This is a genomic window from Marinobacter iranensis (assembly GCF_029207565.1).
In the GTDB taxonomy this organism is placed as follows: Bacteria; Pseudomonadota; Gammaproteobacteria; order Pseudomonadales; family Oleiphilaceae; genus Marinobacter; species Marinobacter iranensis.
The window spans coordinates 104112-129146 of record NZ_JANCMW010000008.1 but is presented as its reverse complement, the minus strand read 5'-3'; the positions used below and the strand labels follow the sequence as shown (position 1 = coordinate 129146).

The 25035-nt window shown below is 55.4% G+C and carries 24 protein-coding genes; 14 read left to right on the top strand and 10 right to left on the bottom strand.

Going from position 1 to position 25035, the window contains the following annotated elements; genetic code table 11:
• The first annotated feature begins 30 nt into the window (after window positions 1-30).
• From NLU14_RS13635 to NLU14_RS13600, 8 genes are all read left to right on the top strand, one after another.
• Window positions 31-717, top strand: a complete 687-nt coding sequence (locus tag NLU14_RS13635) for a BUD32 family EKC/KEOPS complex subunit (protein WP_275707431.1) — start codon at window positions 31-33, stop codon at window positions 715-717.
• A 161-nt stretch (window positions 718-878) separates the two neighbouring features.
• A complete protein-coding gene (gene pseB, locus NLU14_RS13630; protein WP_275707429.1) occupies window positions 879-1877 on the top strand; it encodes a UDP-N-acetylglucosamine 4,6-dehydratase (inverting) in 999 nt (332 codons plus the stop codon).
• Between the two features lie 2 nt (window positions 1878-1879).
• Window positions 1880-3040: a UDP-4-amino-4,6-dideoxy-N-acetyl-beta-L-altrosamine transaminase gene (pseC, locus tag NLU14_RS13625; protein WP_275707551.1), complete on the top strand. Its 1161-nt coding sequence runs from the start codon at window positions 1880-1882 to the stop codon at window positions 3038-3040.
• Complete coding sequence (gene pseF / locus NLU14_RS13620; RefSeq protein ID WP_275707427.1) at window positions 3037-3741, top strand: pseudaminic acid cytidylyltransferase; 705 nt, start codon at window positions 3037-3039, stop codon at window positions 3739-3741. The genes pseC and pseF overlap by 4 nt, the downstream gene beginning before the upstream one ends.
• 2 nt (window positions 3742-3743) lie before the next feature.
• A complete protein-coding gene (gene pseG / locus NLU14_RS13615) occupies window positions 3744-4832 on the top strand; it encodes a UDP-2,4-diacetamido-2,4,6-trideoxy-beta-L-altropyranose hydrolase (RefSeq protein WP_275707425.1) in 1089 nt (362 codons plus the stop codon).
• Window positions 4825-5346, top strand: coding sequence for a UDP-4-amino-4,6-dideoxy-N-acetyl-beta-L-altrosamine N-acetyltransferase (gene pseH / locus NLU14_RS13610; RefSeq protein WP_338040800.1), 522 nt, complete (start codon window positions 4825-4827; stop codon window positions 5344-5346). The genes pseG and pseH overlap by 8 nt, the downstream gene beginning before the upstream one ends.
• Window positions 5343-6398, top strand: coding sequence for a pseudaminic acid synthase (gene pseI, locus NLU14_RS13605; protein ID WP_275707423.1), 1056 nt, complete (start codon window positions 5343-5345; stop codon window positions 6396-6398). Before pseH ends, pseI begins: the two co-directional genes overlap by 4 nt.
• Window positions 6399-6483: 85 nt before the next feature.
• Window positions 6484-7965, top strand: a complete 1482-nt coding sequence (locus NLU14_RS13600; protein WP_275707422.1) for a capsular polysaccharide export protein, LipB/KpsS family — start codon at window positions 6484-6486, stop codon at window positions 7963-7965.
• A 39-nt stretch (window positions 7966-8004) separates the two neighbouring features.
• Here the strand turns inward: NLU14_RS13600 and NLU14_RS13595 are convergent, their stop codons facing one another.
• On the bottom strand, window positions 8005-8916 hold the full coding sequence (locus NLU14_RS13595) for a glycosyltransferase family 2 protein (RefSeq protein WP_275707420.1): 912 nt from the start codon (window positions 8914-8916) through the stop codon (window positions 8005-8007).
• 257 nt (window positions 8917-9173) lie between these two features.
• Here NLU14_RS13595 and NLU14_RS13590 point away from each other — a divergent pair, with 257 nt between their 5' ends.
• Both NLU14_RS13590 and NLU14_RS13585 read left to right on the top strand, forming a co-directional pair.
• Complete coding sequence (locus NLU14_RS13590) at window positions 9174-10442, top strand: O-antigen ligase family protein (protein WP_275707418.1); 1269 nt, start codon at window positions 9174-9176, stop codon at window positions 10440-10442.
• An 11-nt stretch (window positions 10443-10453) separates the two neighbouring features.
• Window positions 10454-11227, top strand: a complete 774-nt coding sequence (locus tag NLU14_RS13585; protein WP_275707416.1) for a glycosyltransferase family 32 protein — start codon at window positions 10454-10456, stop codon at window positions 11225-11227.
• Between the two features lie 63 nt (window positions 11228-11290).
• On the opposite strand, the gene NLU14_RS13580 is transcribed toward NLU14_RS13585, so the two are convergent.
• Entirely contained in the window at window positions 11291-11938 is a 648-nt protein-coding gene (locus NLU14_RS13580) for a hypothetical protein (RefSeq protein ID WP_275707414.1), read from the bottom strand.
• 149 nt (window positions 11939-12087) lie between these two features.
• On the opposite strand from NLU14_RS13580, the gene NLU14_RS13575 reads away from it, so the two are divergent.
• The 3 genes from NLU14_RS13575 to NLU14_RS13565 are packed head-to-tail and all read left to right on the top strand — an operon-like array spanning window position 12088 to window position 16578.
• Window positions 12088-15159 carry a PEP/pyruvate-binding domain-containing protein gene (locus NLU14_RS13575; RefSeq protein ID WP_275707412.1) on the top strand — a complete coding sequence of 1024 codons (3072 nt, stop codon included), beginning with the start codon at window positions 12088-12090 and terminating at the stop codon, window positions 15157-15159.
• Between the two features lies 1 nt (window position 15160).
• Window positions 15161-15808 (top strand): gamma-glutamyl-gamma-aminobutyrate hydrolase family protein, encoded by a 648-nt coding sequence (locus tag NLU14_RS13570; protein ID WP_275707410.1) that lies wholly within the window; start codon window positions 15161-15163, stop codon window positions 15806-15808.
• The gene (locus tag NLU14_RS13565; RefSeq protein WP_275707408.1) at window positions 15796-16578 is read left to right on the top strand and encodes a phosphocholine cytidylyltransferase family protein; all 783 of its coding nucleotides are present in this window, start codon (window positions 15796-15798) and stop codon (window positions 16576-16578) included. The genes NLU14_RS13570 and NLU14_RS13565 overlap by 13 nt, the downstream gene beginning before the upstream one ends.
• Here NLU14_RS13565 and NLU14_RS13560 read toward each other — a convergent pair.
• The 5 genes from NLU14_RS13560 to NLU14_RS13540 all read right to left on the bottom strand — a co-directional run bounded on the left by NLU14_RS13560 (window position 16557) and on the right by NLU14_RS13540 (window position 21262).
• Window positions 16557-17501, bottom strand: coding sequence for a sulfotransferase (locus NLU14_RS13560; protein ID WP_275707406.1), 945 nt, complete (start codon window positions 17499-17501; stop codon window positions 16557-16559). The two genes, NLU14_RS13565 and NLU14_RS13560, sit on opposite strands and share 22 nt — an antisense overlap.
• Before the next feature lie 7 nt (window positions 17502-17508).
• Entirely contained in the window at window positions 17509-18657 is a 1149-nt protein-coding gene (locus NLU14_RS13555; protein WP_275707404.1) for a glycosyltransferase, read from the bottom strand.
• Window positions 18654-19484: a glycosyltransferase family 2 protein gene (locus tag NLU14_RS13550; protein ID WP_275707402.1), complete on the bottom strand. Its 831-nt coding sequence runs from the start codon at window positions 19482-19484 to the stop codon at window positions 18654-18656. Before NLU14_RS13550 ends, NLU14_RS13555 begins: the two co-directional genes overlap by 4 nt.
• Window positions 19485-19593: 109 nt before the next feature.
• Window positions 19594-20502 (bottom strand): lysophospholipid acyltransferase family protein, encoded by a 909-nt coding sequence (locus tag NLU14_RS13545; protein ID WP_275707547.1) that lies wholly within the window; start codon window positions 20500-20502, stop codon window positions 19594-19596.
• Between the two features lie 91 nt (window positions 20503-20593).
• Window positions 20594-21262 carry a YrbL family protein gene (locus NLU14_RS13540; RefSeq protein WP_275707400.1) on the bottom strand — a complete coding sequence of 223 codons (669 nt, stop codon included), beginning with the start codon at window positions 21260-21262 and terminating at the stop codon, window positions 20594-20596.
• Window positions 21263-21264: 2 nt separating this feature from the next.
• Between NLU14_RS13540 and NLU14_RS13535 the strand changes: the two genes are divergently transcribed.
• Entirely contained in the window at window positions 21265-21990 is a 726-nt protein-coding gene (locus NLU14_RS13535) for an SGNH/GDSL hydrolase family protein (protein ID WP_275707398.1), read from the top strand.
• Here NLU14_RS13535 and NLU14_RS13530 read toward each other — a convergent pair.
• Genes NLU14_RS13530 through NLU14_RS13520 form a run of 3 tightly spaced genes read right to left on the bottom strand, consistent with a single transcriptional unit; the run spans window position 21914 to window position 25031 of the window.
• On the bottom strand, window positions 21914-22972 hold the full coding sequence (locus tag NLU14_RS13530; protein WP_275707396.1) for a glycosyltransferase: 1059 nt from the start codon (window positions 22970-22972) through the stop codon (window positions 21914-21916). The two genes, NLU14_RS13535 and NLU14_RS13530, sit on opposite strands and share 77 nt — an antisense overlap.
• Window positions 22972-24084, bottom strand: coding sequence for a glycosyltransferase family 4 protein (locus NLU14_RS13525; RefSeq protein ID WP_275707394.1), 1113 nt, complete (start codon window positions 24082-24084; stop codon window positions 22972-22974). Before NLU14_RS13525 ends, NLU14_RS13530 begins: the two co-directional genes overlap by 1 nt.
• Window positions 24081-25031, bottom strand: a complete 951-nt coding sequence (locus NLU14_RS13520) for a mitochondrial fission ELM1 family protein (RefSeq protein ID WP_275707392.1) — start codon at window positions 25029-25031, stop codon at window positions 24081-24083. Before NLU14_RS13520 ends, NLU14_RS13525 begins: the two co-directional genes overlap by 4 nt.
• Window positions 25032-25035 lie beyond the last annotated feature (4 nt).

Here is a 25035-nt window from a genome sequence, read left to right as displayed (position 1 = left end):
CAAACTCCAAAACAGGCCTGATGTCTTTCAATGACCACTGTAGAACTCCAGGAAGAGCTCCATTCCAATACCCGCAGAACCCGGATTACCTATCGGGGGCTGGTGGATGGGCAACCGGCGGCGATCAAATGCTATCGTAAGCCGCTTTTCGGGTTGGTTCACTGGATACGGGCGTTGCGCCGTGGCAAGAAAATCCGGCGTGCGGGTGGGCCTGTGCCACCCATTGTGTTTGCGGGATGGTTGGCACCGAAGCAGTGCTTTGGCTATGGGACGGCGTTCCTGGAAGGTTATCGGCCGCTTCGGGCCGTCCTTGTGGAGGAACCATCCCGCTCAAGGCAGATCGACGTCATTCGCCTGTTGGGTCAGACGATGGCGGATGTGCACAAACGCGGCATTGAACAACCGGACGGCAACCTGACTAATTTCCTGATGGGACCCAACGACAGGCTCTCCATGGTTGATGAAGACGATATTCGCGTTCATCCAGGTATGCTTCCCCTCGGGGTTGCTGTATCCAACCTTGCCAATGTGGCAGCCCGTTTGCCGGACGAGGAAATGGTTCAAACGCTTTTGGCCGCTTACCTTGAAGTGGCCTTTGTCGGAAAAGGTTCGGAGTGGGACGACGGCGCCTTCTGGGCCAGCGTGAAGGGCTGGAAGAATATGCTGGAATCGAAGCGAGCCAGTCGTAATATTGCATCAAAAAGAGAGTTTGATTAACCGGCGAGGAAGCAAGGGACTGGTTTTCGACTGTGTTCCTTTTGCGGCTTGTACGGCGCAGCGCGGTAGCGACAATATACTTATGTGAATAGCTCTAGTAGGCTGCTTGTAACAACTTGCTCCAGAAAAGGGGCGGTAAATGTCATTGAGGCTGTTAAGTGATGTTTGACGGGAAAACCATATTGGTAACAGGTGGCACCGGATCTTTCGGCCATAAATTTGTGCCAATGACGCTGGAAAAATTTAACCCTAAAAAGATTATTATCTTTTCACGGGATGAGATGAAACAGTGGGAGATGGCGAAGTTGTTTCAGGGCGACGACCGGCTCCGCTTCTTTATCGGTGATGTGCGTGACCGGGAGCGACTTTACCGGGCCCTTGATGGAGTGGATTATGTGGTCCACGCCGCTGCAACCAAGATCGTCCCCACGGCTGAGTACAACCCTTTTGAGTGTGTTAAAACCAATATCACCGGTGCAATGAACCTTATTGATGCAGCTATCGACAAACGGGTCAAAAATGTTGTGGCTCTCTCGACCGATAAGGCCAGCAGCCCTATTAACCTCTATGGTGCAACGAAACTGGCATCCGATAAGCTCTTTGTTGCTGGTAATTCATACTCTGGTGCCCACGCAACACGATTCTCGGTTGTCAGGTACGGCAATGTGATGGGGTCCCGGGGCTCGGTCATTCCCTTTTTTATGTCGATCAGGGACAAAGGCGTATTGCCAATCACCGACCCCCGAATGACGCGCTTCATGATCTCGCTTGAGCAAGGCGTAGAGCTGGTCTGGCATGCGTTTGAGGACATGGAAGGCGGTGAAATCTACGTCAAGAAGATACCGTCCATGAGAGTGACTGATCTCGCCCGCGTTGTTGCTCCAGATGCAGAACAAGAAGTCGTTGGTATACGCCCCGGCGAAAAACTCCATGAGCAGATGATCGGTATTGAGGATGCGTACTATACCTATGAGTACCAGGAACACTTCAAAATTCTGCCCGCCATTAACAACTGGGATCAGGATGTAAATCGGATCAAAAACGGGAAGAGAGTCGACGAGGGGTTCATCTATTCGAGTGATAACAACGCCGAATGGATGAGTGATGAGGCTCTGAAATCCTGGATAGATGAGCATTTCGGCGAAATTGGAAAGATTTGAAGATGATTCCATACGGCAGGCAAGAAATCACGGATTTCGACATTGCGGCAGTCGTTAATGTGCTGAAGTCTGATTTCCTGACACAAGGGCCGGTCCTTCCCTGTTTCGAAGAGCGTGTATGCAACCATGTCGGCGCGAAATACGGTTTTGCTGTTAACAGTGCAACCTCGGCGCTCCATATAGCTTGTCTTGCGTTGGGGCTTGGTCGGGCAGACCGCCTATGGACTTCGCCTATCACGTTTGTTGCGTCTGCAAACTGCGGCCTTTACTGCGGTGCGGAAGTGGACTTTGTCGATATTGACCCGCAAACCTTTAACCTCTGTCCTAAACTCCTGGAGCAGAAGCTTTTGGAGGCGGAAAAGTGTAATGCACTGCCGAAGGTTGTTGTTGTCGTTCATCTGACCGGCCAATCGGCTCAGATGGCCGAGATTCATGAACTGTCGCTCCGGTTTGGCTTTTCAATTATCGAAGATGCGTCGCATGCGATTGGTGGGAAGTATCAGGGGGACTTTGTTGGTTGTTGCCGCTACAGCGACGTGACCGTGTTCAGCTTCCACCCGGTGAAAATAGTGACTACCGCAGAAGGTGGCCTGGCTGTGACCAATGATCCGGCAATCGCCGAGCGCCTTGAGCTGCTGCGTAGTCACGGGATCACTCGCAATCCGGCGTTGATGACCCATCCACCTGATGGCCCATGGTACTATCAGCAGATCGACCTCGGATACAATTACCGGATGACGGATATTCAGGCCGCTCTGGGACTGAGTCAGATGGAACGGTTGGATGCTTATGTGGCACGGCGCAATGAACTGGCAGAACGCTATGATGAGCTTTTATCGGCGCTGCCAGTAGTCACCCCTTTCCAGCACCCGGACAGCTATTCTGCGCGGCATCTCTATGTGATCAGGGTAAAGGAAAACTCAACGGCCCGATCACACCGCGAGATTTTCGAATGCCTCAGGAATCAGGGAATTGGGGTAAACCTCCACTACATCCCGGTCCATATCCACCCCTATTACGAAGGGCTTGGTTTCCGGCCTGGCCAGTTCCCCAATGCCGAACAATACTACCGAGAGGCGATCAGTCTGCCACTCTTCCCAACCATGTCCATTGAACAACAGGACGAAGTGATTGCCCGTCTGGCGGAGGCACTTCAGTCGTGAGGCTCGCAGTGATACCCGCCCGTGGTGGCAGCAAAAGGATTCCTGGGAAAAACATAAAGGAATTCTGTGGAAAGCCAATGATCGCCTGGTCCATTGAGGCGGCTCTGGAAAGTGACTGCTTCGACCGAGTGATTGTATCAACCGATAGCGGGGAAATCGCTGAAGTTTCAAAACAGCATGGTGCTGAGATTCCCTTTTTTCGACCATCCAGCCTGGCTGACGACCTGACAGGCACTCTGCCGGTAATGGCTCATGCCGTGGAGTCGCTGATAGGCGCCGCGCAGGAAAAGGAATCGCTGGTTTGCTGTATCTATGCGACGGCGCCATTTGTAAGGCCTGATGATATTGCTCGAGGGCATGATAATCTGGTCGGGTCAGAGGCTGACTATGCCTTCTCTGTCACTACTTACCCTTTCCCGATACAGCGTTCGCTGCGAATGACTTCGAGTGGCCGGGTAGATATGTTCTGGCCCGAGCACTTCCATACTCGTTCCCAGGACCTTGAAGAAGCCTGGCATGATGCTGGTCAGTTCTACTGGGGGAGGGCGGAGGCCTGGGCCAGGCAGTCACCTTTGTTCTCTCCGCGCTCTATACCTATCGTTTTGCCTCGCCACCGGGTTCAGGACATCGACTCAGGGGAGGACTGGATAAGGGCAGAATATATGTTCAGGGCCCTGCTTGCCGAGTCTGGCAACAAATAGCTATGCTGGTCGCTTTCCGTACTGACGCATCCTTTGAAATGGGCTCCGGGCACTTGATGCGTTGTCTCACGCTAGCCGATGAACTTGTTCGACGAGGGCATGGATGTGTTTTCGCTGTGCGTTGTCAACCAGGCGATCATTCGCAGATCATTGAGGATAGTGGGCATGAGCTGTTGTTGCTGCCCAGGATCAATGAAGAATGTGAGTCGGGCTCCGGACCTGGTCATGCCCACTGGCTCAGAGGTGGGACAGACCGTGATGTAAAGGATTTTATTGGGGCCCTGGGAAAGCGAAGGCCCCAGTGGTTGGTGGTCGACCACTACGGTATCGACAGCTCCTGGGAACAAAAAGCCAGACAATATTGTGAAAGAGTCATGGTCATTGATGATCTGGCGGACCGGGAGCACGTGTGCGATGTGTTGCTGGACCAGAACCTTGGCAAATCAAAAGCTGACTATGCTGCGCTGGTGCCCAAAAATTCGGTGGTACTTTGTGGGCCGCACTTTGCGCTGCTGAGGCTCGAGTTCAACCGATGGCGTGAGAACAGTCTTCGTCGAAAACTCAGCATGAGAGGCAACCGTCTACTGATCAACTTTGGAGGTGTGGATCAGAATAATGTAACGGGCAGCGTGCTCGGGGCTCTAGCGCAGTGCCCAGGCGCAGCAGATTTGAAAATTACCGTGGTGATGGGAGCCAATGCGCCTCGTCTTGATGAGGTTGAGGCCCAATTGGGGCAGATAAACCTGAACGTGGAGCTATTAACGGGCGTATCCAACATGGCGGAGGTTATGGCCAGCGCGGACCTGGCCATAGGCGCAGCCGGCGCTACGTCGTGGGAACGCTGTTGCCTTGGCTTGCCAACGTTGCTTCTGGTAATTGCCGAGAATCAGAGAATCATTGCCGAAGCGCTTTGTCATAATGGAGCAGCTCTCGGTATCTTTGACCTGAAACAGGTCCCGACTCAACTTTGCGAGAGTCTTTCCCGGCTCTCGACTCAGCGTGCCTCTCTTACCAGGCATTCATCCCGACTATGTGATGGGAGAGGCAGCGTCAGGGTGGCGGATCAGCTGAATGAGGATAATTGTGGCTGAAGCTCTTCTCAGAACCATGACGGAATCAGATCTGGATTTGGTATGGCAGTGGCGGAACCATCCTGATGTCAGGCGGTTCATGTTTACCAGCCATGAAATTCAATGGGAAGAACACCTATCATGGTTTCAGCGGGTGCAATCGAACAATGACGTGAGGCTGCTTATTTATGAAATCAACAATGCCCCCGTTGGCTTTGCCAGCCTGACAAAGAACCGCCATGAAACCGTCGCGGACTGGGGGTTCTATCTCGCGCCGGAGACACCACGAGGCTCTGGTCGAAAGCTCGGAGAGTCTGTCATCCGGTATGGCTTTCGTGCCCTCTGCCTGCACAAGCTGTGTGGTCAGGCCCTTGCATTCAATGAGCGTTCCATCGCATTCCATCGAGCGTTGGGCTTTAAAGAGGAAGGCCGTCTACGTGATCAGCATTTCGACGGGCGGCGCTATCACGACGTTTTATGCTTTGGGCTGCTTGAAACCGACCCGTCATTCCAGAAAATGGATGAAAGACTATGACGTTACCAGAGATCAGGATTGCCGGCCGACGAATTGCTCGTGATGAACCGCCGTATATTATTGCCGAACTGTCTGCGAATCATAATGGCAAACTTGAGACTGCTCTGAAAATCCTGGAGGAAGCGAAGAAGGCCGGTGCAGACGCAGTTAAACTGCAGACCTATCGGCCAGATACCATTACCCTGGATTCAGATGCCAAAGACTTTCAGATCGAAGGTGGACTTTGGGACGGGAGAACGCTGTTTGAGCTGTACCAGGAAGCGCACATGCCGTGGGGGTGGCATAAGCCGCTTTTTGACCGTGCCGTGGAGCTTGGTATTACGATCTTCAGTTCTCCTTTTGATACCACCGCGGTGGACCTTCTGGAAGACCTGGGCGCGCCTGCCTATAAGATTGCATCGTTTGAGGCGGTAGATCTGCCGCTCATTGAGTATGTTGCCAGAACCGGAAAACCGATGATTATTTCCACCGGTATGGCCAGTGCTGAAGAAATTGAAGAAGCGGTGTCAACTGCCAGAGCCGCTGGATGTGAGAGCATTGCCGTATTGCACTGCGTAAGCGGATACCCGGCACCAGCAGAAGATTACAACCTGCTCACGATCCCGGACATGATTGATCGGTTCGGTCTTGTAACGGGGCTTTCAGATCACACCATAGATAACACCACCGCCATTGCGAGCGTCGCCCTTGGGGCTTCCCTGATCGAGAAGCACTTCACACTCGATCGTAAAGGAGGCGGGCCTGATGACAGCTTTTCGCTTGAGCCAAAGGACCTTGCGGAATTATGCAGGGATGCACGCGCGGTCTGGTCGTGTCTGGGCAAGGTCGACTATGGAAGGAAATCCAGCGAGCAGGGCAATGCTCAGTTCAGGCGGTCTCTGTACTTTGTAAAAGATATTCCTACAGGTGCTACCATCACCGCTGATGCGGTGCGCAGCGTCCGGCCAGGGTTTGGCATAGCGCCAAAATACCTGAAGCAGGTAATTGGCCGAAAAGCGGCTGTGGATATCCAGAAGAACACGCCGGTGGTGTTTGAAAAACTGGTTGATTGAGTCCAGGTCTCTTAGACTCTTTGCCGGGAGGTCGGAATTCACAGGAATATCCCTCAGATCCGCGCGTTCAAAGTTAGGAAGCGTTATGTCAAATCGAGGTTTGTTTTTTATAACAAATCATGAAAATGCCCCTCTGCTATCCGAGAAACTCGTTGAAAAATACCCCGTTATAATTTCTCGGGAAGAGTCTGATCTTGATTTTGCGGATGGCGTTTCTTGCGAGTTTTACTCGACCGAATACATCAAGTCTCCCTTTGGCGAGCGAATAGGTACCTCGGACTTTGGAGATATTGAGTTATCCTTTAATCTGGCACTGGGTAACGCCCACACGTTTTTTATTCTCGAGAGGTTGCGTTACTTCAACGGCACGGCCAAGACTGATCCCTCCCGGAGTTGCTTCAACTACGTCCCTTATTTGCAGGAGAGTCTGTTGAGGGCAGCCGATGTGCTCAGTGCTGCAAGACCAGATTTTCTGGTTTTCAGTTCGACGCCTCATGATCTTGAAGCCTGGCTGGTTTTTATCCATGCAGGTTCAATGGGTATCCCCGTTTATGTTGTCTGTCAGACTGAGCTGCCGTGGCGTGTGTTTCTAAAAAGGGTTCGTCCTGAGCCGGGCCTTGGCTACCGGATACTGAGCTACCATCCCGAGCGGGATCTTCCGCAACAAAAACTGTACGTCACCCGTGGCAAGAAACCGTCAACAGGTGGAGTGGAGTATATTTCCGCTAAGCGAAATAATTATGCGTTGGCAGAGCCTCAGTATATGAAGAATCAGAAGAAAGGTGGTGACAAGAGCCTGGTCAGTCGAGTGAACAAGTTAAAAGGAAAGCTTAAAGCTGGGAATGTACCAAAAAATCGAACATCGGCTTCTAATTTAGACCGCGAATTGGCAAAAATGCTGGATCGCTATCGAGCCTCCAGGCTGCGACGTTCACTCAAAAAGTACGCGATTGACTCGATACCTCATGGAAAATTTGTCTGCATGTTTCTTCACTTCCAACCAGAGCGAACGTCAATCCCCGAGGGTGGCCGGTTTTCGCCCCAAATTAACGCGATAGCCGCTCTCAGAAGCCAGATTCCGGACAATTGGACCCTGCTGGTCAAGGAACATCCGTCGATGTTTTTGCTGAAGAGCAAGCGCCCTTTTCGCCACCCGGATTTTTACCCGTTGGTGGCCAATATGCCTAAGACCTATCTTCTGGATGAGACCCACTCGTCTTTTGATCTGATTGACCAGGCTCAGGCGGTGGCCACCTTAACCGGTACAGTTGGGTTTGAGGCACTGTGCCGAGGCCGCGTCGCCATTGTATTGGGGGATGCCTCCTATCGTGGCTATCCGGGCGTTGTCGATCTCTATGATACATACTCCCCCGGCACAACACTGGAAGAGAAAATCGACTTCGCCAGTGCTGAGCTGGAAGATTCTTCTGTGGTAGAGGCTTGTGCCACTATCACGGAGCAGGCGTCGTATTCCGATGGAATCAGGTCTGAGTTAGTGAGCCCGGACACAATGTGCGCCGCGTTGATGGCGTTGTCCGAGGAGCGCGGTCTGGGGGCTGGTGCCTAGAGGGGCGTCTATTCCAAGCTGCGTTATCCGGACGTTGAATCAGGAAGCAAGGCTTTTGCCGAGCTTGAATAAAGTTAGCAGGTTCCACCCTATCTGACGTTTTCGAGCCCGGAGGGAGAACGGGGAAATGTGGCACTGAAGGTTGATAACATCGATAGCGTCTTTGTAGAAACCGTTTTCCCAGAGACGTTTGGCGACGCGACCCATAAACCGGTCCGCCAGTTTGGGGTGACTGCTCAGAAACTGTCTGTGCCTTGAGAGGACTGTAAGATCTGCTTTTGCCTGACGCTCTGCCTTTTCATCCTGACTGAGTCTCGGTCCCTCATGGATGCGAAAAAACAACACCGCATTTTGCTCCGGCCTGGCGCAATAGCCATTTGCCAGAAGTTTGAAAATCAGGTCTCGGTCTTCCGAAACGGTTAGCCCCTCATCAAATCCACCCACCTTGAGAAGGGATGACCGCCTGAACGCCATGCCGGAAGATGTTGCATCGAAAAGCCCAGCCAGTACTTCATCGGAATTTTGGGTTTCAGGACTAAAGGGAACTGACGCACGCTTTGATATCTGTACTCCCTTGTTTTCGTACATCATTGTTCTTGAAGGCCAAACGAGATCCGGAGAGGGCATGGCCTTTGTAGAGTCGGACATTTTTGCTAGAAAATCATCGGACAGCCAGTCATCGTCATCAAGAAAGATCAACCATTCTGTATCTGTTGCCTGGGCACCCTGGTTGCGAGCTGCCGAGACGCCAACACTTTTGTCGTTTCTCAGGATCTTGCATTGTTGGTGCTGGGCGGCCTTAAGTTGCTGGCTGACAGGGACGTCACTGCCATCGTCAACGATGATTATATGAGAGTGCTGAGAAGTTTGTTGAATGACAGAGTTGAGAGCTTTTTGTAAATAATTGGGTCGGTTCTTCGTGGTGATTATCACGGTGAATTGGGTGGACATAGGGATTGTTCTCAATCCTTAGAAGGTTGGTTCAACACTGAGACTATCGAAGTCTACCACTTATTCAGCATGCCAACAGACGTAGACACTCAGAGAACAAGGTCGATTTTTGCTGGATCAAGGCAGTTTTTGCCTCTGTTTCACCTTGGAAAGTCGACCGGAGATGCAATTTGCTGCAAAATTGCGAGGTTTTTGGCCCTACCTGAGGTCTGGATTTGGAAGGGTAGGGGGTATTCCTCAGATAGGGTGACAAGTGCATGAGTGAGAGCCGGAGACTTTTTTGGGAGGGCTGGGTTTTCGTTTGTATCATTCTCATGTTCACCGTATTGCTCTGGCAGCCTTCGACAGGAAGCGGCCTGAATCTTTTTGACGCATTCCTCAGTTTGCCGGCTTTGTTGGTCCTTGCGCCCCTGATCGTAAATAAAGGCCTGCTCACCCGCGAATTTTTATGCTCGCTGGCGCCCTTGCTGCTTTACGTTGTGTTCAGTTTGTTGTCTTTACTTTGGGCTGATGGCCCAGACAGCTCTAAAGTTGTAAGGGGAGCAGCGCAAGTATTGGCGCTGTTTGTGTTTTTCAGCTACCTGTACCGATCAGGTGAGGAAGCGCTACTGCGGCGCGGGTTATTTGTCGCCTGTTGTTTGACCGCTGCCATAAGCTTTTGGCATCTTTATGTTTTTTATGGAATCGTTGGAAAACCGTTTTCCGCCGTTTTATACGCGGGGGCTGCAGAAGCTCGCTTGAACGAAGTGGGTGTAGACCCCGTCAACGCAATGCTTGCGACACTTATAATTGCTCCTCAGGCCGCCATGTTAGTGGGTCTTCTGATTGATGAGAAAAAGCAGGCCTATCGTCTATTGGGGCTTGTCGCGTTGCTGGTTCTGGTTGCTTACCTGGTCGCGTTGGAGCGACGTACTGCGCAAGTTGCACTTTTTGCCACATTGTTCGCATGCCTGATTCTGTATCGTAATCGTTTCTGGTTGTCGGTATTTGGTGGATTCCTAGTCGTTGGGGGGCTCGTGGTCTTCATGTTTCCAGAGACGATATTAAGTCGCGGCTTATCCTGGCGACCCGATATATGGATATCGACTTTAGCTAGCATTTCGGATGCTCCCATCATTGGTCATGGCATAACGAACACGGTTGTACCAGTGGTGGTTTCTGATGATAGCGGCAAAGTATTGGGCGAGTTTCGTCACCCCCACAATATGGCGCTGTCTGTTACCTACAACCTCGGCGTGGTGGGCCTGGTTCTCTGGGTCCTGCTCTGGTTGCCCGGGTTGTTAGTGAAGATGTTCAGGAACAGCGAGAAGAAGCGTGATGCCTATATCATCCTGCCAATGGTTGCCGGTAGCGTTGCCCTGATGTTTGATGGTGGCGTAGCACTGTCACCCTTGCATTACTATTGGTTTTGTTTCTGGATTCCTGCCCTGCTTATTTTGGCTCATCCCGGAACGGGTCAGTACTTTTTAACAGTGTTGAGAGCTGGCTCCGGAAAGCTGAGCACCTCTTTGTCTGCCAGTAAGTGAGTTGTAAGGTTATGAGCAGAATCCCCAAGAAGCTGCATTTTATATGGGTTGGTGATGAGTCTCTGCGTCCCGATGCCTATATTGACACCTGGAGGCAGCAGCATCCCGATTTCGAAATACTGGTATGGGGCAACAAAGAGTGGAAAGACGGCCAATGGCTTAACCGTCGGCAAATGGACCGTGTCTGCCATCAAAAACGTGGTTTTGCAGGCGTGGCGGACCTTATGCGCTGGGAAATACTTTTAAACGAGGGTGGGTTTGCGCTTGATGCAGACTCGGTTTGCCTGCAAAGGCTACCTGACTGGCTGTTTGAGTGCGATTTGTTTACGGTCTGGGAGAACGAACATGTTCGCCCGGGCCTGGTTGCAAATGGCTATGTAGGATCGATTCCGGGGCATGAGGTGATCAGGTCCGTTATTGCAGCCTTGCACGACATTGGCGACATCACAAAACATTTTGTGTGGAAAAAACTCAGGTTCAAGAAGAGAAAAGTCTGGCAAACCACCGGGCCTGTTCCTTTCACTAAAGCCATTTTCGAGTCCACACAGAGGAATATGACAATATTGCCGAGTCATTTCTTTCTACCGATCCATCACTCCGGAAGCGTATACACGGGTGGAGGCCCCATCTATTCCTGCGAGCTTTTTGCGGGGACAAAATCGACTTATGACGAAATGACAGAAGTGGACGCAGAGAAACTCATTGCTGATACAAGAAAAAGGCTTGACCAGTTGGTTCGATCTGCAAAGGAAGGTATTCCGGTAACGGCTTCCAAAGCCAACTGAGTATCAGCAAGGATCAAGCTTCGGCGTCATTGCCTGGCAGTGGTGACAGCGTTTCCGGAGGCGCTATTTCTTTTCACGGAAAGCGTCAAGGCGGTCAATGGCAGAAGCATGAATCACCCCTAGCTGTGCAGGTATATACTCAAGCTCCAGTGCAAGTGCAACCGCCAGGCGGTGATGGCCTTTTTTGCCAAAAAAAGGGACGCCGTCTGGGCCTATGTGTACGAGAATCCCCCCTTCTTCCCTGAAGTTGCCCCGGATGAGTTCGGACCTCGGGTGTAGCCCTCCAGTTGAGGCTACTTTGTCATAGAGTTCATCAACGCTTCTGTAGCGCTCCTCGATGTCATTGAGGTTCCTCAGGCGATCGACTTTGCCTTTTTCCTCAATGATGTCGAGCATCTGCTGAAAAATTCCGGTTGCCTCCCATGACAGACCGATTTTCCAATGAGCTAGGCAGGCCTTGATCGCCGGTAGTTCCCTTACGGGGAGAATGAACTGGTCCGGCCAGTCTTGAACGATTCTGGCACTGTCTTTGGAACTGCCTGCTTTCACACTGTGGGTCAGGGCGGCTGTCGGGATCCAGAGGAGTTCTGCAAATTTTGGTGCATGTTCACCGTAACGTTTTCTGTTTTTTCCATCGATTCGCAGGGCTCTGAGTTTGCTGTTCCAGTTACGTCGAATCTGCTGGAATCGCCTTTTTTCGGTGATGCTCATTGTGATAAGGGTCTTGACCGTTAAATATGTTCTGGATGGCAAATGCTTATCTTCCGGGTTGGTAGTCTATCACTGAAGATCACCTGTATGCCCCTCTCCTATTAAAGCTACAATACCCGGGTTTTCGAACTAATCAGGTGGATCTAGCATTGAAGAATGAACACGCTCGTCTCATCATCCTCGGCGCCGGCAAGCCCTTCAGCGGCGAGCAACACAGCGTGCTCCGGGGCACCACCGGACGCAGGCGCGTGCTGGACTGGTTGCTACACGCGATGCGTTCGGTGGAGCCTTCCGTTCATTTTGTGGGCGGTTATCAGTTGGATGAGATTGCCGAGCGTTACCCGGAACTGCATTACTCGGTGAACCCCCACTGGCAATCCACGGGTGCGGCCGCTTCGTTGCTTGAGGCGCCGCTGAATGACCATGCGGTTCATTACGTCTCCTATGCCGATGTATTGTTCCGGGATTCCGCCGTTCAGGCCCTGTCTTCCAGCGACGCCGATATCGCCGTTCTGGTGGATAGCAACTGGCGCCATCGTTTTGAGGGGCGCTCTGCGGAAGACCTGGAACGTTGTGAAAAGGTGAATCTTCACGGCGGCAGGGTGACTCGCATGGGCCGCGATATTCTGCCGGAGCTGGCCGATGCCGAGTTTGTTGGCCTGGTTCGCCTTCAGCCAGAGGTGGCGGGTTTTCTGGCGGAGCAGTCGGATTTTCCAGAGGCAATTCGGAAGGGGAGCCTTACCCAGCTCCTTGAGCTTTTGCGGGTTCGCGGGTTTAGCGTGTCTGCCGCGGATGTCGCTGGCGGATGGGCTGAGTTGAACGAGCCGAACGATCTCAGCCGGTTTATCCTGGGCACCAAGGCGCAGACCCTGCATCGCTTGCAGGGTGTGGTTAGCCGGAGCCGCATTGAGGATCAGGTCAGCTTTACCGTTGCCGAGTGGCAGGATATGGATGCCGAGGTGCTTGCCCGGATCGGGGAGCGCCTTGGGGGAACCGATAAACTGGTTGTCCGGAGCAGTGCCTTGTCAGAAGACGGCTTCGGGGTCTCCAATGCCGGCGCCTATACCAGTGTGCTCAATGTTGATCGTCAGAGTGAGGACGGGTTAAGGGCCGCTATTGAGAAGGTCATCGCCTCCTATCCGGATGGCCATCCTGACAATCAGGTTCTGGTGCAGCCCATGCTGGAGCAGGTGATTGCTAGCGGCGTGGCGTTTACCAAAACCCTGTCTTCGGGCGCGCCCTATTACGTGGTGAATTACGATGACACCACCAGCAGTACCGAATCCATTACCAGCGGTGCCAGCCGTGACCACAAAACCCTGTTTGTGCATCGCGATGCACCTGAGCATTTGATTCAGGTGCCCGAAAACCTGACAGGGCTGATGCCGGCCCTGCGGGAGATTGAGGAGTTGCTGGATTTTGACTCCCTGGATATGGAATTCGCCATCACCCGGGGCGGCCTGATCCATATTCTCCAGGTGCGTCCGATTGCCGTTCAACATGAACTGACCAGCAGCGAGGCGGCCCAGGGGCTGTTGGCGAACGCTGCGGACCGATTCCGGCAGTTACAGGCCCCGTCTCCGTTTGTTGTTGGTAAGCGTGCTTACTTCGGTGTGATGCCGGATTGGAACCCTGCTGAGATCATTGGTACGCGGCCCGGTCGCCTTTCCTCCAGCCTCTATCGTTACCTGATTATGGACGACGTCTGGGCGGCCCAGAGAGCGGAGTATGGCTACCGGGATGTTCGCCCCCAACCGTTGCTGAGAATGTTTGCCGGCCACCCTTACGTGGACATTCGAGCGAGTTTCAGTTCTTTTATTCCGCAATCTCTGGATGACGGGTTGGCGGGGCGGCTGGTGGATTTTTACATGGACTGGTTGCGCAGCCATCCGCAACTTCACGACAAGGTGGAGTTCGACGTGGTGCCGACCTGCTATGCCCTGGACTTTGACCGATGGCGTGACAGGTTGATGGCCGAGGGTAACTTCAGTGCAGAGGAAGTAGGCCGTCTTGGTGTTGGATTGAAAACCATCACCGCCTGCGCCATCACGCGAACGGACGAGGATCTGGCAGCGGTCGACCGATTCGAAAAGCGGTTCTCGGAGTTCCAGAATACGACCACTCCAGGCCTGGATCAGGCGTTGTTGTTGCTCGAAGAGTGTCGCCGTTACGGAACCCTGGCCTTTGCACATCTGGCGCGTAGCGCCTTTGTGGCGGTAACGCTGCTGCGTTCAGCTGTAGAGAAGGGCATCTTGTCCCAGAGCGCCATGGATGCCTTCCTGAACTCTATCCGCACCGTTTCCCATCGGTTTACCGACGACGCTGCGAAGGTGGCATGTAGTGAACTTTCCATGGAAGCTTTCACTCAGCATTATGGCCATTTGCGGCCCGGTACCTATGACATCACCTCACCTTGTTACGGGGATAACCCCGGTCATTTCCTGGCGCCTGTGGTTGAGCGTGCTGCGGCGGAAGGGAAGGCAGAGCCGGTTCATCAGGTGTCTCTTGGAGCGTGGGAATCCGAAAAGCACGAGTTTGCCGGTGCGGTTGCGGCGGCCGGCCTGCCGGGGAGTGTTGAGCAACTTGAACGTTTCATGCGCAACGCCATAGAGGGCCGTGAGTACGCCAAGTTCGTGTTCACCCGCCACCTGTCCCTGGCGCTTGATGGCCTGGCGGCCTATGGAGAACAGCATGGCCTGACACGTGAACAAATGGCGGACATTTCCCTGGAGGCTCTGTCTGCGCTGCGCTCGGGAACGGTAGCGGTTGCTGATGAAGCATCGTGGTTGATGGCACAGGCGGCGGAGGGCCATGAGGCGAGCCGGGCGACCGCCATGGTGGAGTTGCCCCCGTTGCTGTTCTCGGAAAGTGATTTCTACGCCTTTCTGTACACCGACAGCCACGCGAATTTTGTCGGCTCCGGAAAGGTGTCGGCCGAGTGTGTGGATTTGCAAAAGCAGACCGCCGATGACCATGGCAGCCTGGCTGGCAAGATTGCGATGATTCCCCAGGCCGATCCCGGCTACGACTGGCTGTTCGGCCATGGCATCGCCGGGTTGATTACCACTTATGGTGGTGCAAATTCCCACATGGCCATTCGGGCTGCGGAGTTTGGCCTGCCCGCAGCCATCGGTGTGGGTGAGGGTAAATACGAGGCACTGGCAAGGGCTTCCGTGCTGGAACTGGACCCGGTCAACAAGCGAATCGAGGTGATCCGTTAAGATGCGCATTGGAATCAGCCAGCGTGTGGAAGTCATCCCGTCCTACGGCGAGCGGCGGGATTGCCTGGACCAGCAATGGTTCCGGTTCCTGGAGTCGCTGGGCTATACGCCGGTCCCAATCCCCAATTCGTTGTCCAATGTGGCGGAGTGGCTGGAATCAGCGGGCATAGAAGGGCTGATTCTGTCGGGGGGCAATGATCTCGCGCACTTGCCCGATGCCAGCAACGCTTCGGCAGAGCGTGATGAAACCGAAAAGGTTCTGCTGACGGTCGCACAACAAAAGGAGTGGCCGGTTCTGGGTGTCTGTCGGGGACTACAGATGATGAACGTCTGGCTGGGCGGGAAGCTCACGCCGGTTTCTGGCCATGCAGCTGTTCGACATCCAGTGGCGCTTACCGGCGAGGCTGATCCCTGTTTTCACCCCTGTCGTGAAGTAAACAGTTTCCACAACTGGGGCATAGCCCCGACAGGGCTGGCTGCGGACCTGACTCCCCAACTGCTGAGCCCCGAGGGCGATATCGAGGCTTACGTGCACAATCGTCTGCCCTGGTTTGGCATCATGTGGCATCCGGAGCGGGAAGCGCCTTTCGCGGAACACGACAAGCAACTTCTCAAACGTATTTTCAGAGGAACCCCATGCATACACTGATACTGGCCGCCGGGCAGGGCACCAGGCTTCGCCCCTACACTAACGACCGTCCCAAGTGCATGGTGGCACTGGCAGGCAAGCCCTTGTTGCATCGCCAGATGGCGGCGATGGAAGCCTGTGGTGTGAAGGGCGGCATTACCGTTATCGGCGGCTACCGTTCCGGCGATCTGGATACCCTGGGCGGTGACCTCGTTCTCAATCCCGAGTACGCCAGCACCAATATGGTCCGCACGCTTTTCTGTGCGCGGGACAGAATGAAACCGGGGGAAGACCTGCTGATCAGCTACGGTGATATCGTCTACGAGCCCTCTGTTCTGCAAGCCGTCCTCGAATGCGACGCCCCGGTTTGCCTGGCGGCGGATCGCGAATGGAAACGGCTGTGGCAGCTGAGAATGGACGAGCCCCTGGACGACGCGGAAACCTTCATCATGGACGAAGCCGGTTATGTGAAGGAACTGGGCAAGAAGCCCCGGGACTACAGCCAGGTTCAGGCCCAGTACATGGGGCTGATCAAGATCCGTGGTGACAAAGTGGAGGCATTTCTGGATGTGTTTGATGGCCTGGATCGCAACGCCTTCTATGATGGCAAGGACTTCGACAACATGTACATGACCAGCTTCATCCAGCATCTGATTGACACCGGCTGGCCGGTGAAGGCCTGCCTGGTGAACAACGGCTGGTTGGAAGTGGATACCGCGGATGAACTGGAAGCCTATTCCGCGATGGCGGAAAAGGGTGAGCTGGCATCCTACTGCGCGTTATCGAACTGAGCTCTCAGATCGTAGAGCCGGTCCACCAACGGTTGGTAGCCTTTGAGCATGCCCCGGATGAGATCCGTGTCGCCAATGCCGATGTTGCGGATGGAGTAGGCGGGGTCAAAGGGCGCTGACGGCAACTGAGCCTCCGGGAAGCCCAGGAAATCGCAGATTCTCTGGGCTTCTGCTTTGTGGGATTTGACGAAGGTCTCGAAACTGACCGCAAGCATATGGCTTTCGGTCAGTTGTCCCTGCAGCGCCATCAGGCTTTCCATTTTTGCCGCGATGCCCTTGAGGACATAGGCGATGTCATCCTTTTCGCCGTCATCAAACGCCGGGTCGGATTTGCGTTTGCCGATCTTGCCCTGCCGGACCACTTCGGCAAACTGATCAATCGGGTCCCGGTGAACCACGATCAGTTTGAAGGGGGAGAACACGGCAGGCCAGGTAGTTTCATGTTTACCAACCCAGATTGGCTGGTTCCATACGATGCTTTGTTTGTCGCCCGCATACTCCATGCCCACAGCCTGAAGCCACTGGTTCCAGATGCGGCTGTCGGAAGGCGAGCCGCCTTCGGACAGGTGTTTCCGGTAACGATCCAGGTGCTCCAGCTTGAGGCGGTTGTGTTTTACCTGCTCTTTAAGGGGAAGCTTGCCCTGATCCTTGCCTTTTGACTGTTTGAGACGGGCCGCGGGCAGTTTTCCCAGCGCCGTTTCAAGCCACATCGCTCTGGCCAGCCATTTAGCCCGGGAGGCGGAGCCCGCCTCCAGAATGCTGCCAATCCGACCGCTTCGCTTGAAGTCTGTGAACTCACCCCGTGGCACGTGACAGTCCGGGTGGCCTTTGAGGTAATCGACGACCGCACCGGAACCCGACCAGTAAATGCCTGCCACGAGGATGTTCAGGGGGTGTTTGAGGGAATGGGGATGCTCAGTCATTGCAAGTTTACTGTTCCGGTTGTTCAAGAAAGGCGGACACCACCACCCGACTGCGGAAGGGCGCCAGCCACTCCGGTTTAACGGAAACGGGCAAACGGCTGACGACTGAGGAAAGCCCCTCTGCCAGCCCCTCCACAGTGCGGGGTGTGAGAAAGGCTTCCAGTTCCCCCCGGAACACGTCCCGGACACCACCGCGGCTTTCCACGGCCATGATCGGTGTATCACACGCCAGGGCCTCGGTCAGCACAATGCCCAGCCCCTCGTATTCCGAGGCCAGTACAAACAGGTCCGCCTGCTTCATCCAGGGGTAGGGGTTCCTGCGTTTGCCGGCAAAGAAAACCCGGTCTGCGATGCCAAGCGACCGGGCTTTGTCTTCCAGCTTGTCTTTCAGCGGTCCCTCACCCACGATCACTAGCTTGTGACTGATTCCGGACTTTTTATAAGCCTCCAGAAGAAGCTCGTGACCTTTCTGGGGTACCAGCCGCGCAACATTGAGGATGTAAGGTTCAGTGGGGATATCCGGATCGGTTTCTTGCGCCAACCCATCAATCTGCTCCACCGGGCAGGGATTGGTGATCACCTGCAGGCTCTTTGGTTCAATGCCACCATTGTCAAAGGCTTTCCGGGCTGAATCCAGTACGCCGGAGGAAACGCAGGCCAGGTGCCGGTTATGGAACACCAGTTTCCATTCCAGTTTTTTCTGCCACAGGGGGCGGTCGTAGTGGATAACGTTTTCAAGAACGTAGACGTTACGGTCGTCCCGGAATGACCAGAAATATTTGAAGGTGCCGAGCCCGCGAAACACGATGCGATCAAAACGGCCGTACTGCCGTTCCAGTTTCTCGATGTAGCGCTTGAGCAGCCACCCACTGAGCCATCCAACCCACATGAAGTGAGATCTCGGCAACAGCACACCCAGCAACACGCGTGACAACAGGAACACGGGAATACCGATGATAGACTTCATCAGCGCCTGGAACTGGTCGAAATGATGCAGGTGTACCGCCGGGTTGGCGGGGCTGAGGTCGTTGGGGCGATTGCGGCAGGATAGCAGGTGGCTTTCGTGGCCCTCATTGGCGAACGCATCGGCCAGGTTAACGGCAACCCGTTCCATGCCACCCATTTTGAGGCTGTGAATGACGACCAGGGTTCTCATGGGGTTGGTTTCTTCTCGATTCCGTTCACCGCCCAGAACGTGCGGTCATCTTTTACCGCTTTGCGAATAGCGCGGTTCTTCGCCCAGATCTCCGGCTTGGAATAGCCGCGGGCATGGTCAAGGTGCAGGCACACGGTGCTGTAGCGGATCTGCTTTGACTTGTGGCCGTAATTCCACAGCCGCTCGCCCAGTTCCCGGTCAAGGCCGCCGTACTGCATGTCCTCATTGAAGCCGTTGACCGCGATCAGGTCTTTTGTCCAGGTGGAACTGTTCATGCCGTTCCAGCTGGAAGCCGCGGGCGTGATGGCGTTCAGCAGTTGCTTTTTCAGGGCCGATCGGGACAGCTTCCAGAGCTTGTGGTTTTTCGGCTGCCCCTTGCTGACCAGCCATTGCGGATCAAAGATAATGCCGCTGCGGATATCCTCGTCGGAAATGGTTTCGGAAACCGGCATGGTGAGCTTGATGTACCCGCCCGACAGGAAATGCCCCGGTTCGGCCAGGCGCCTATGAGTGGCGATAAAGTCCGGCTCCGGAATACAGTCACCGTCGGTGAAGATCAGGTAATCGCAGTCGGTTTCGCGAATGGCCTTGTTGAGGATCTGGCACTTGCGGAAGCCTTCGTCCTCATGCCACACATGGTCAATCTGCAGGATTCCGTTCTCGCGGAACTGATCGATCAGGGCACGGGTATCATCAGTGGAGCCGTCATCGGCGACGATTACCCGGAAGTCCTTCTGGCTCTGGTTCTCATAGCCCGTCAGAACCTTGCTCAGCCATAACGGGGAATTGTAGGTGGTGATGACAACACCAATACGTTCTGGGGACATGGATCCGGCCCGGTCTTTGTCAGGGAAAAACAGGCAGTCGTTGAAACTGCGTCGGTAGGCGGATTATACAGTTTTAGGCCCTGGCGGGCACCGGCTGTAACCGATGGATTTACTTACAAACCCGCCCGGGTCTATACGGGTGTGGCAAGCCGGGTGGTCGATGCCGGAAGCGTTTGTATTCCCACTGGTATTGCTCCGGCACCTCACGCACAACAGTCTCTATGGACTTGTTCAGTGCCGTGGTGGCAATTACCGGATCGGGGTCGGCAATGCCAGGCTCGCACTCGCGAATCACCAGCCTGAAGCCTTCGCCGTCTTTCAGTCGCTCGGAGTAGGTCACTAGGGGCTTTGCCCCGGATTTTTGCAGTAGCTTTGAGACCAGCGTCATGGTGCGTACTTCCATGCCAAAGAAAGGCGCATAGGCGTTGCCTTTCCCCCGGGGGCTCTGGTCGGGCAGGATGCCGGCAACCTCGCCTTCTCGAAGCAGGGTAATCAGCCGTGCCAACCCCCGGCGGTCGCCACGAACCAGTTCAGAGCCCATGCGGCCGCGAACCTGGATCATGTAATCTTCGAATTCACGGATATGGGGCGGGCTGTACAGCGCCGCCATACGATAACGCGACGAAAAATACAGGCCCGTGAGTTCCCAGTTCCCCAGGTGCGGTGCCAGCAACAACAGGCCACGACCATCCTTCTTCGCTTCGGCCAGGAGCTCCTCACCCTCGATCTCCCGGATTAAGCCCAGGCAGCGTTCCACTGGCCATTCCCACATCAGAGGAACCTCCATCATGGTCTGGCCTGTGTGTCGCAGGCTGGAGCGGACCATGCGGTGGTGCTGTTCCTCCGTCAGTTCCGGCATGCAGATTTTCAGGTTGATGTCGGTGACTATGCGGGACTGTGATCTGGACAACCAACTGATCATACCCAGGAAGCGGCCGATAAGCTGGGCGCCGCGCAGGGGCAGTTTGCCAGCAAGCCGGAGGGCGGTAATCAGGAACGTTGCTTTGGAAAGGGCCATAATCCAGAGGACAATCAACAGGAAACAGGATGAGCGGAAGCTACCACCATCCAGCGTGCGCGGCAAGGCTGGTGAAGGTTCCCGCTGGCGATCACAGCTTCTGCGAAGATTCCCAGCTTTCATGGCGATCGCCGGTTTCCCAGTTGATACGAAGGTGAAACCGCCTGATTCGGCGGCCGATATAACGCCGGCGCCAGGCTGGTATGGCGGCCAGTGTGTCGGGTATGGCTGGCGCACCAAGCCCGTCGACTAGAAACAGTTCCGGCTGCCCATTCCGGTGTGCAATCACCAGGTTGTGGGGCAGCAGGTTGCGAGTCAGGATGCCGGTTTCAAGGAGCCAGTTACAGAAACGCTCTACGGCATCCTGGATGGCTTGATCAAACCCCTGGTGCTTAAGATAGTGCTCGAGTGTTTCGGCCGGCATGCCATCGTCGCCAATAATCAATTCGCTGACGTTTGCCAAACCAAGGGAGGTATCAACAGCGCCGTGGAACCGGGGCAGGTGGGCCCAGACCAGCGAGCTTCGTTGTTCTGCGAGCAGTTTCCTGATGGCCTGTTGCCGGTGGGCCTTGAGTTCCTGGAGGTTGTCATTGATCCTGGCCTTGCCGAGCGCTTTTTTGGGCCAGGCCTGTCGTTGAAACCGGGCTTCGATGTTTTCAGGACGCAGCACTTTGAGACACAATGCCGGGTCGTCCGGGTGCCGGTAGCAGTGTCGATTGTAGCCAGAGGCAAAAGGCTCGCGGCCTGACAGGTCAATCATTGATGGGAAACCACACTATGCACGGTTGTATTGCCTACGGTGATTGCAATACCGAAGGGGTGAAAGGTTACCACGAACCGGTCTGGGCAAAGATGGTAGCAGAACATCTGGGCCTGGCCCTCACCAACTGCGGCCACACCATGAGCACAACCCGTGAATTGCTGCACTACGCAGAAGATTTCCCGCCCCGGGACTACCAACTGGCACTTGTCCAGTATGGCCTGGTGGACTCCTGGCTCACGTTTCGTGGCGCACCCTATGTGCTTTATTACCCGGACAGCCCCCGCCGCAAGCTCGCCAGGAAGCTGGTCAAGAAGCTCAAGAAATGGGCGCGCCGTTTTCACCTGCAGGAACACTGGGGCGCGGTGGAGCAGGTGCCGCTGGAAGAATACCTGAACAATATTGAGCGGGTGGTGCGCTCGGCACCTGATACCTTGTTTGTGCTGGTGGCCACGCCTCCGAACCTCGACGAACCAAGGAATCCACGCATTGAATGTTACAACGAAGGCCTGCGACAGGTGGCATCGCGCGAGCCAAATGCCGTGTTGGCGGATACCTACCGGCAATTATGGCAGCAAAAAGCCAAGACCCTGATGGGTGACGGAACCCACCTCACCCTGCAAGGGCATCGGCTTATGGCGGACGCGGTGGTCAGCGCCTTGCCGGCGTACTGGCCAACAAGTCCCGATAGAAAGCCTCAGTCTTCGACACCATTGTTTCAAGGCTGAGGTGCTCCCTGGCTCGACGGAAGCTCTCACCCTGACTGTCGGCAAGCGCGCCTGCCTTCGCCATGTGGATGTTGATCAGTTTGGCGATAGCTTCAACGCTGTCAGTCGCGGCGATGCATTGCTCCGGCAGGAAATCTTTCACCCCGCTGACCGGCGTGGACAGAACCGGGCAGCTTGCCATCAGTGCCTCCACCAGGATGTAGGGAAAGCCCTCCCGGCTGGAGCTGATGATGCAGGCGGTGGCAGCCTGCAACCAGGGCAGGATATTGGGCTCATGACCCGGGAGCAGAATACGGTCCTCGGCGCCCAGTTCCTGGATCAACGCCTGGAGGCGCCCCCGCTGGCTGCCGTTACCCAGAATCACCAGCTTGCCGCCGCAATCAGTCTGAGCCCAGGCCCGTATCAGCCGATCGAATTGTTTTACCGGTTCCAGCCGACCTGCTGCCATCAGTAGCGGGCGTTCATCGGGAACGGGAATGCCTGGCGCACGGCATTGCTTGTGGCCGCTTCCGTCCAACGGTTGGAGCCCGTTAAAGATCAGGCGAGCGTTGGGGTGTGCGATGGAGTCGGTTATTTCGCGACTGACACCGATTACGCCGTCCAGCTTGTCAAAGGCTTTGTGCGAGCTTTTGGTGCCGTGAAGCGTGCCTACCGTCACCCCGGTATGGTGGCGAACAGCACTGATCAGGCTCGCGGCCTTGTTGCCCTGGGCGTGAACGATGTTCGGCCGGATTGAGCGGAGCGCTTGTCTCAGCCGATGCCTCAACCACAGGTTGCGCCGGCCAAGCTGAAAGGGCAATGGATGGAAACGAACGGCTTGGGGAAAACGCTCACTGTATGCGGAGTGAGCCAGCACGTGAATCTCATGGCCTCGCTCGGAAAGCGCCTTTGCAAGGTCCGCCGTGTGCTTCTCCATGCCGCCCCAGCCAGTGCCAGGGGTGGCGATGACCAGCGCTATCGTCAACGGGGCCGGGGTATCCATTATGGCGCCCGTCTGCCGGACAGCAGATTCTCATAAACCTGGAGTGTGGTTTCTGTCTGCGCTTCCAGGCGGAACCGCCAGGGAATCTCGATCTGTGGCCTGGGCTTTCCAATCAGCGTCAGCGCGGTTTTTGCAAACGCCCCTGTATCGTCTGGCGGCACCAATCCCTCGGGGAAACAGGCACGGAGGGTTTCGGCGGCACCACCACGATCAAAGGCCGCCACAGGTGTGCCTGAGGCCAACGCCTCGGTCACGGTGCGCCCGAACGGCTCGGGTTTGGTGGACATGTGGCATACCACGTCCGCCAGCAGATACAGGGTGGTCATGTCATTGCGTTGGCCGAGGAAGCTCACCTTGTCGACCAGATTCAGGCGGGCACGTTCCTTTTCCAGTTCCTCCAGAAATTTCTCCTTGCCGGGTTCGGCACCGCCCACGATGATGCCGTGACAGTCCGGGCGTTCACGCACCAGCTGCGCCATCATGGCCAGGAAATCGAGTTGGCCTTTCCAGCGCGAGATGCGCCCGGGCATCATGATGATTTTCTGCTGGGCCAACTGTGGGTACTGCCGGAACCAGCGGTCCAGCCATTGTGAGCTGAGCTCCCGCTGCCGGAAGGCATCCACATCCACACCACGCTGGATGACGGTCAGTCTTTCGTCCGGCACCGGATAGTTGTTCAGGACATAATCCCTCACGCATTTGGACACGGCGATGATGTGGTTAGCCCGCGTCATGATGGCGCTGTACGGCGTGACGGAATACATGCCGTGAAAGGTGGAGACGACGGCCGGCCGCTCATTTGCCGGAATGCTTTTCAAGGCCAGGAAAATGATCCAGGCCGGCATGCGGGAGCGGACATGGACGATGTCCGGTTTCAGCTCCAGCAGCAGTTTCCGCATGGGTAGGATCTGCCCGAAGGATGCCAGGCTCTTCCGATGTATCGGCATGAAAATGTGCTTGGAGCCTTGTCCGCGAAGCTGCTCGGCCATGGGGCCGCCTTTTGATACCACAAAGGACTCATGCCCGCGCTTGACCAGGTCGGCAGCAAATTCGACTGTGCCCCGCTCAACGCCACCGCTGTAAAGCGCGGGTAAAGCCTGCAGAATCCTCAACGCTTGCCTCCCTTCAGAAAATGTTCAATCAGCCACCGTGCGGCCCTGTCGGCTTCCCACAGGTGGTGCGCCCCTGCAAGCTTGCCGGCCATAACCGAAGCATGGTCACTCCAGCGCGCAACGTACCCTTTTTCCACCAGGCTCGCCATGCCCCGGGCGACCCGGCTATTGCTTTTGGGGGCCAGTTCGAACAGGCCGGTGGGAACGCCGGAGGTAGCTGCTTCGCAGGCCATGGAGCCGCTGTCCGGGGTTACCCAAACCGCACGGGACGCGGCGAGTTGATGAGGTAGCCAACTTGCGTGGGTCCGTTCGGGGTCCACCACTGTGACTTTGGGGCCTGCCAGGTCTTCGAGTTGCGTCAGCAAGGTTTCCGGAGTACGACGGGAGCCACTGATGGTCCAGCGCCATCCCGGATAGAGGCCCATAAGCTGTGATACCTGCCCCAGCACTACGTCATCGTCCCAGTCGAAATGAGGCGATGGACCACCGATCAGGATCAGGCCTTCGGGCTTGTCAGTAATCCGCGCCAGCGGCGTGATTGCATTCATCACACCTTCGGTCGTCAGGATGTACCTGGCGGGAGCTACCTCATCATGTCCGGGAATAATGGCCGCATCGACCCATCCGAGGGGAAAGCCCGGTTTCATCAACACCACGGTTCTGGTTTTCCGGCGGCGCCGGAGAGACAATAGCAGGCGGTGGGTGCTGCTACCTGCTGCGACAATCAGGGATGGCGCGCCCAGGGTTTGGTCCATGGCTGGCGGTATGCCCAGTAGCGCCCGCCACAACGGAACCGGAGTTTCGGTGGCATCTACCTCTAGGACACTGGCGCCAGCAAGTACCCGTAGCCGGTTGCCCAGTCCCTTCAATTGGTTGCGGTGCCCGGGTTTCTTGTCGGTGAGGAGCCAGACTACGGGGGCTGGTGAGCCAGATCGATCATTTGTCATTGTT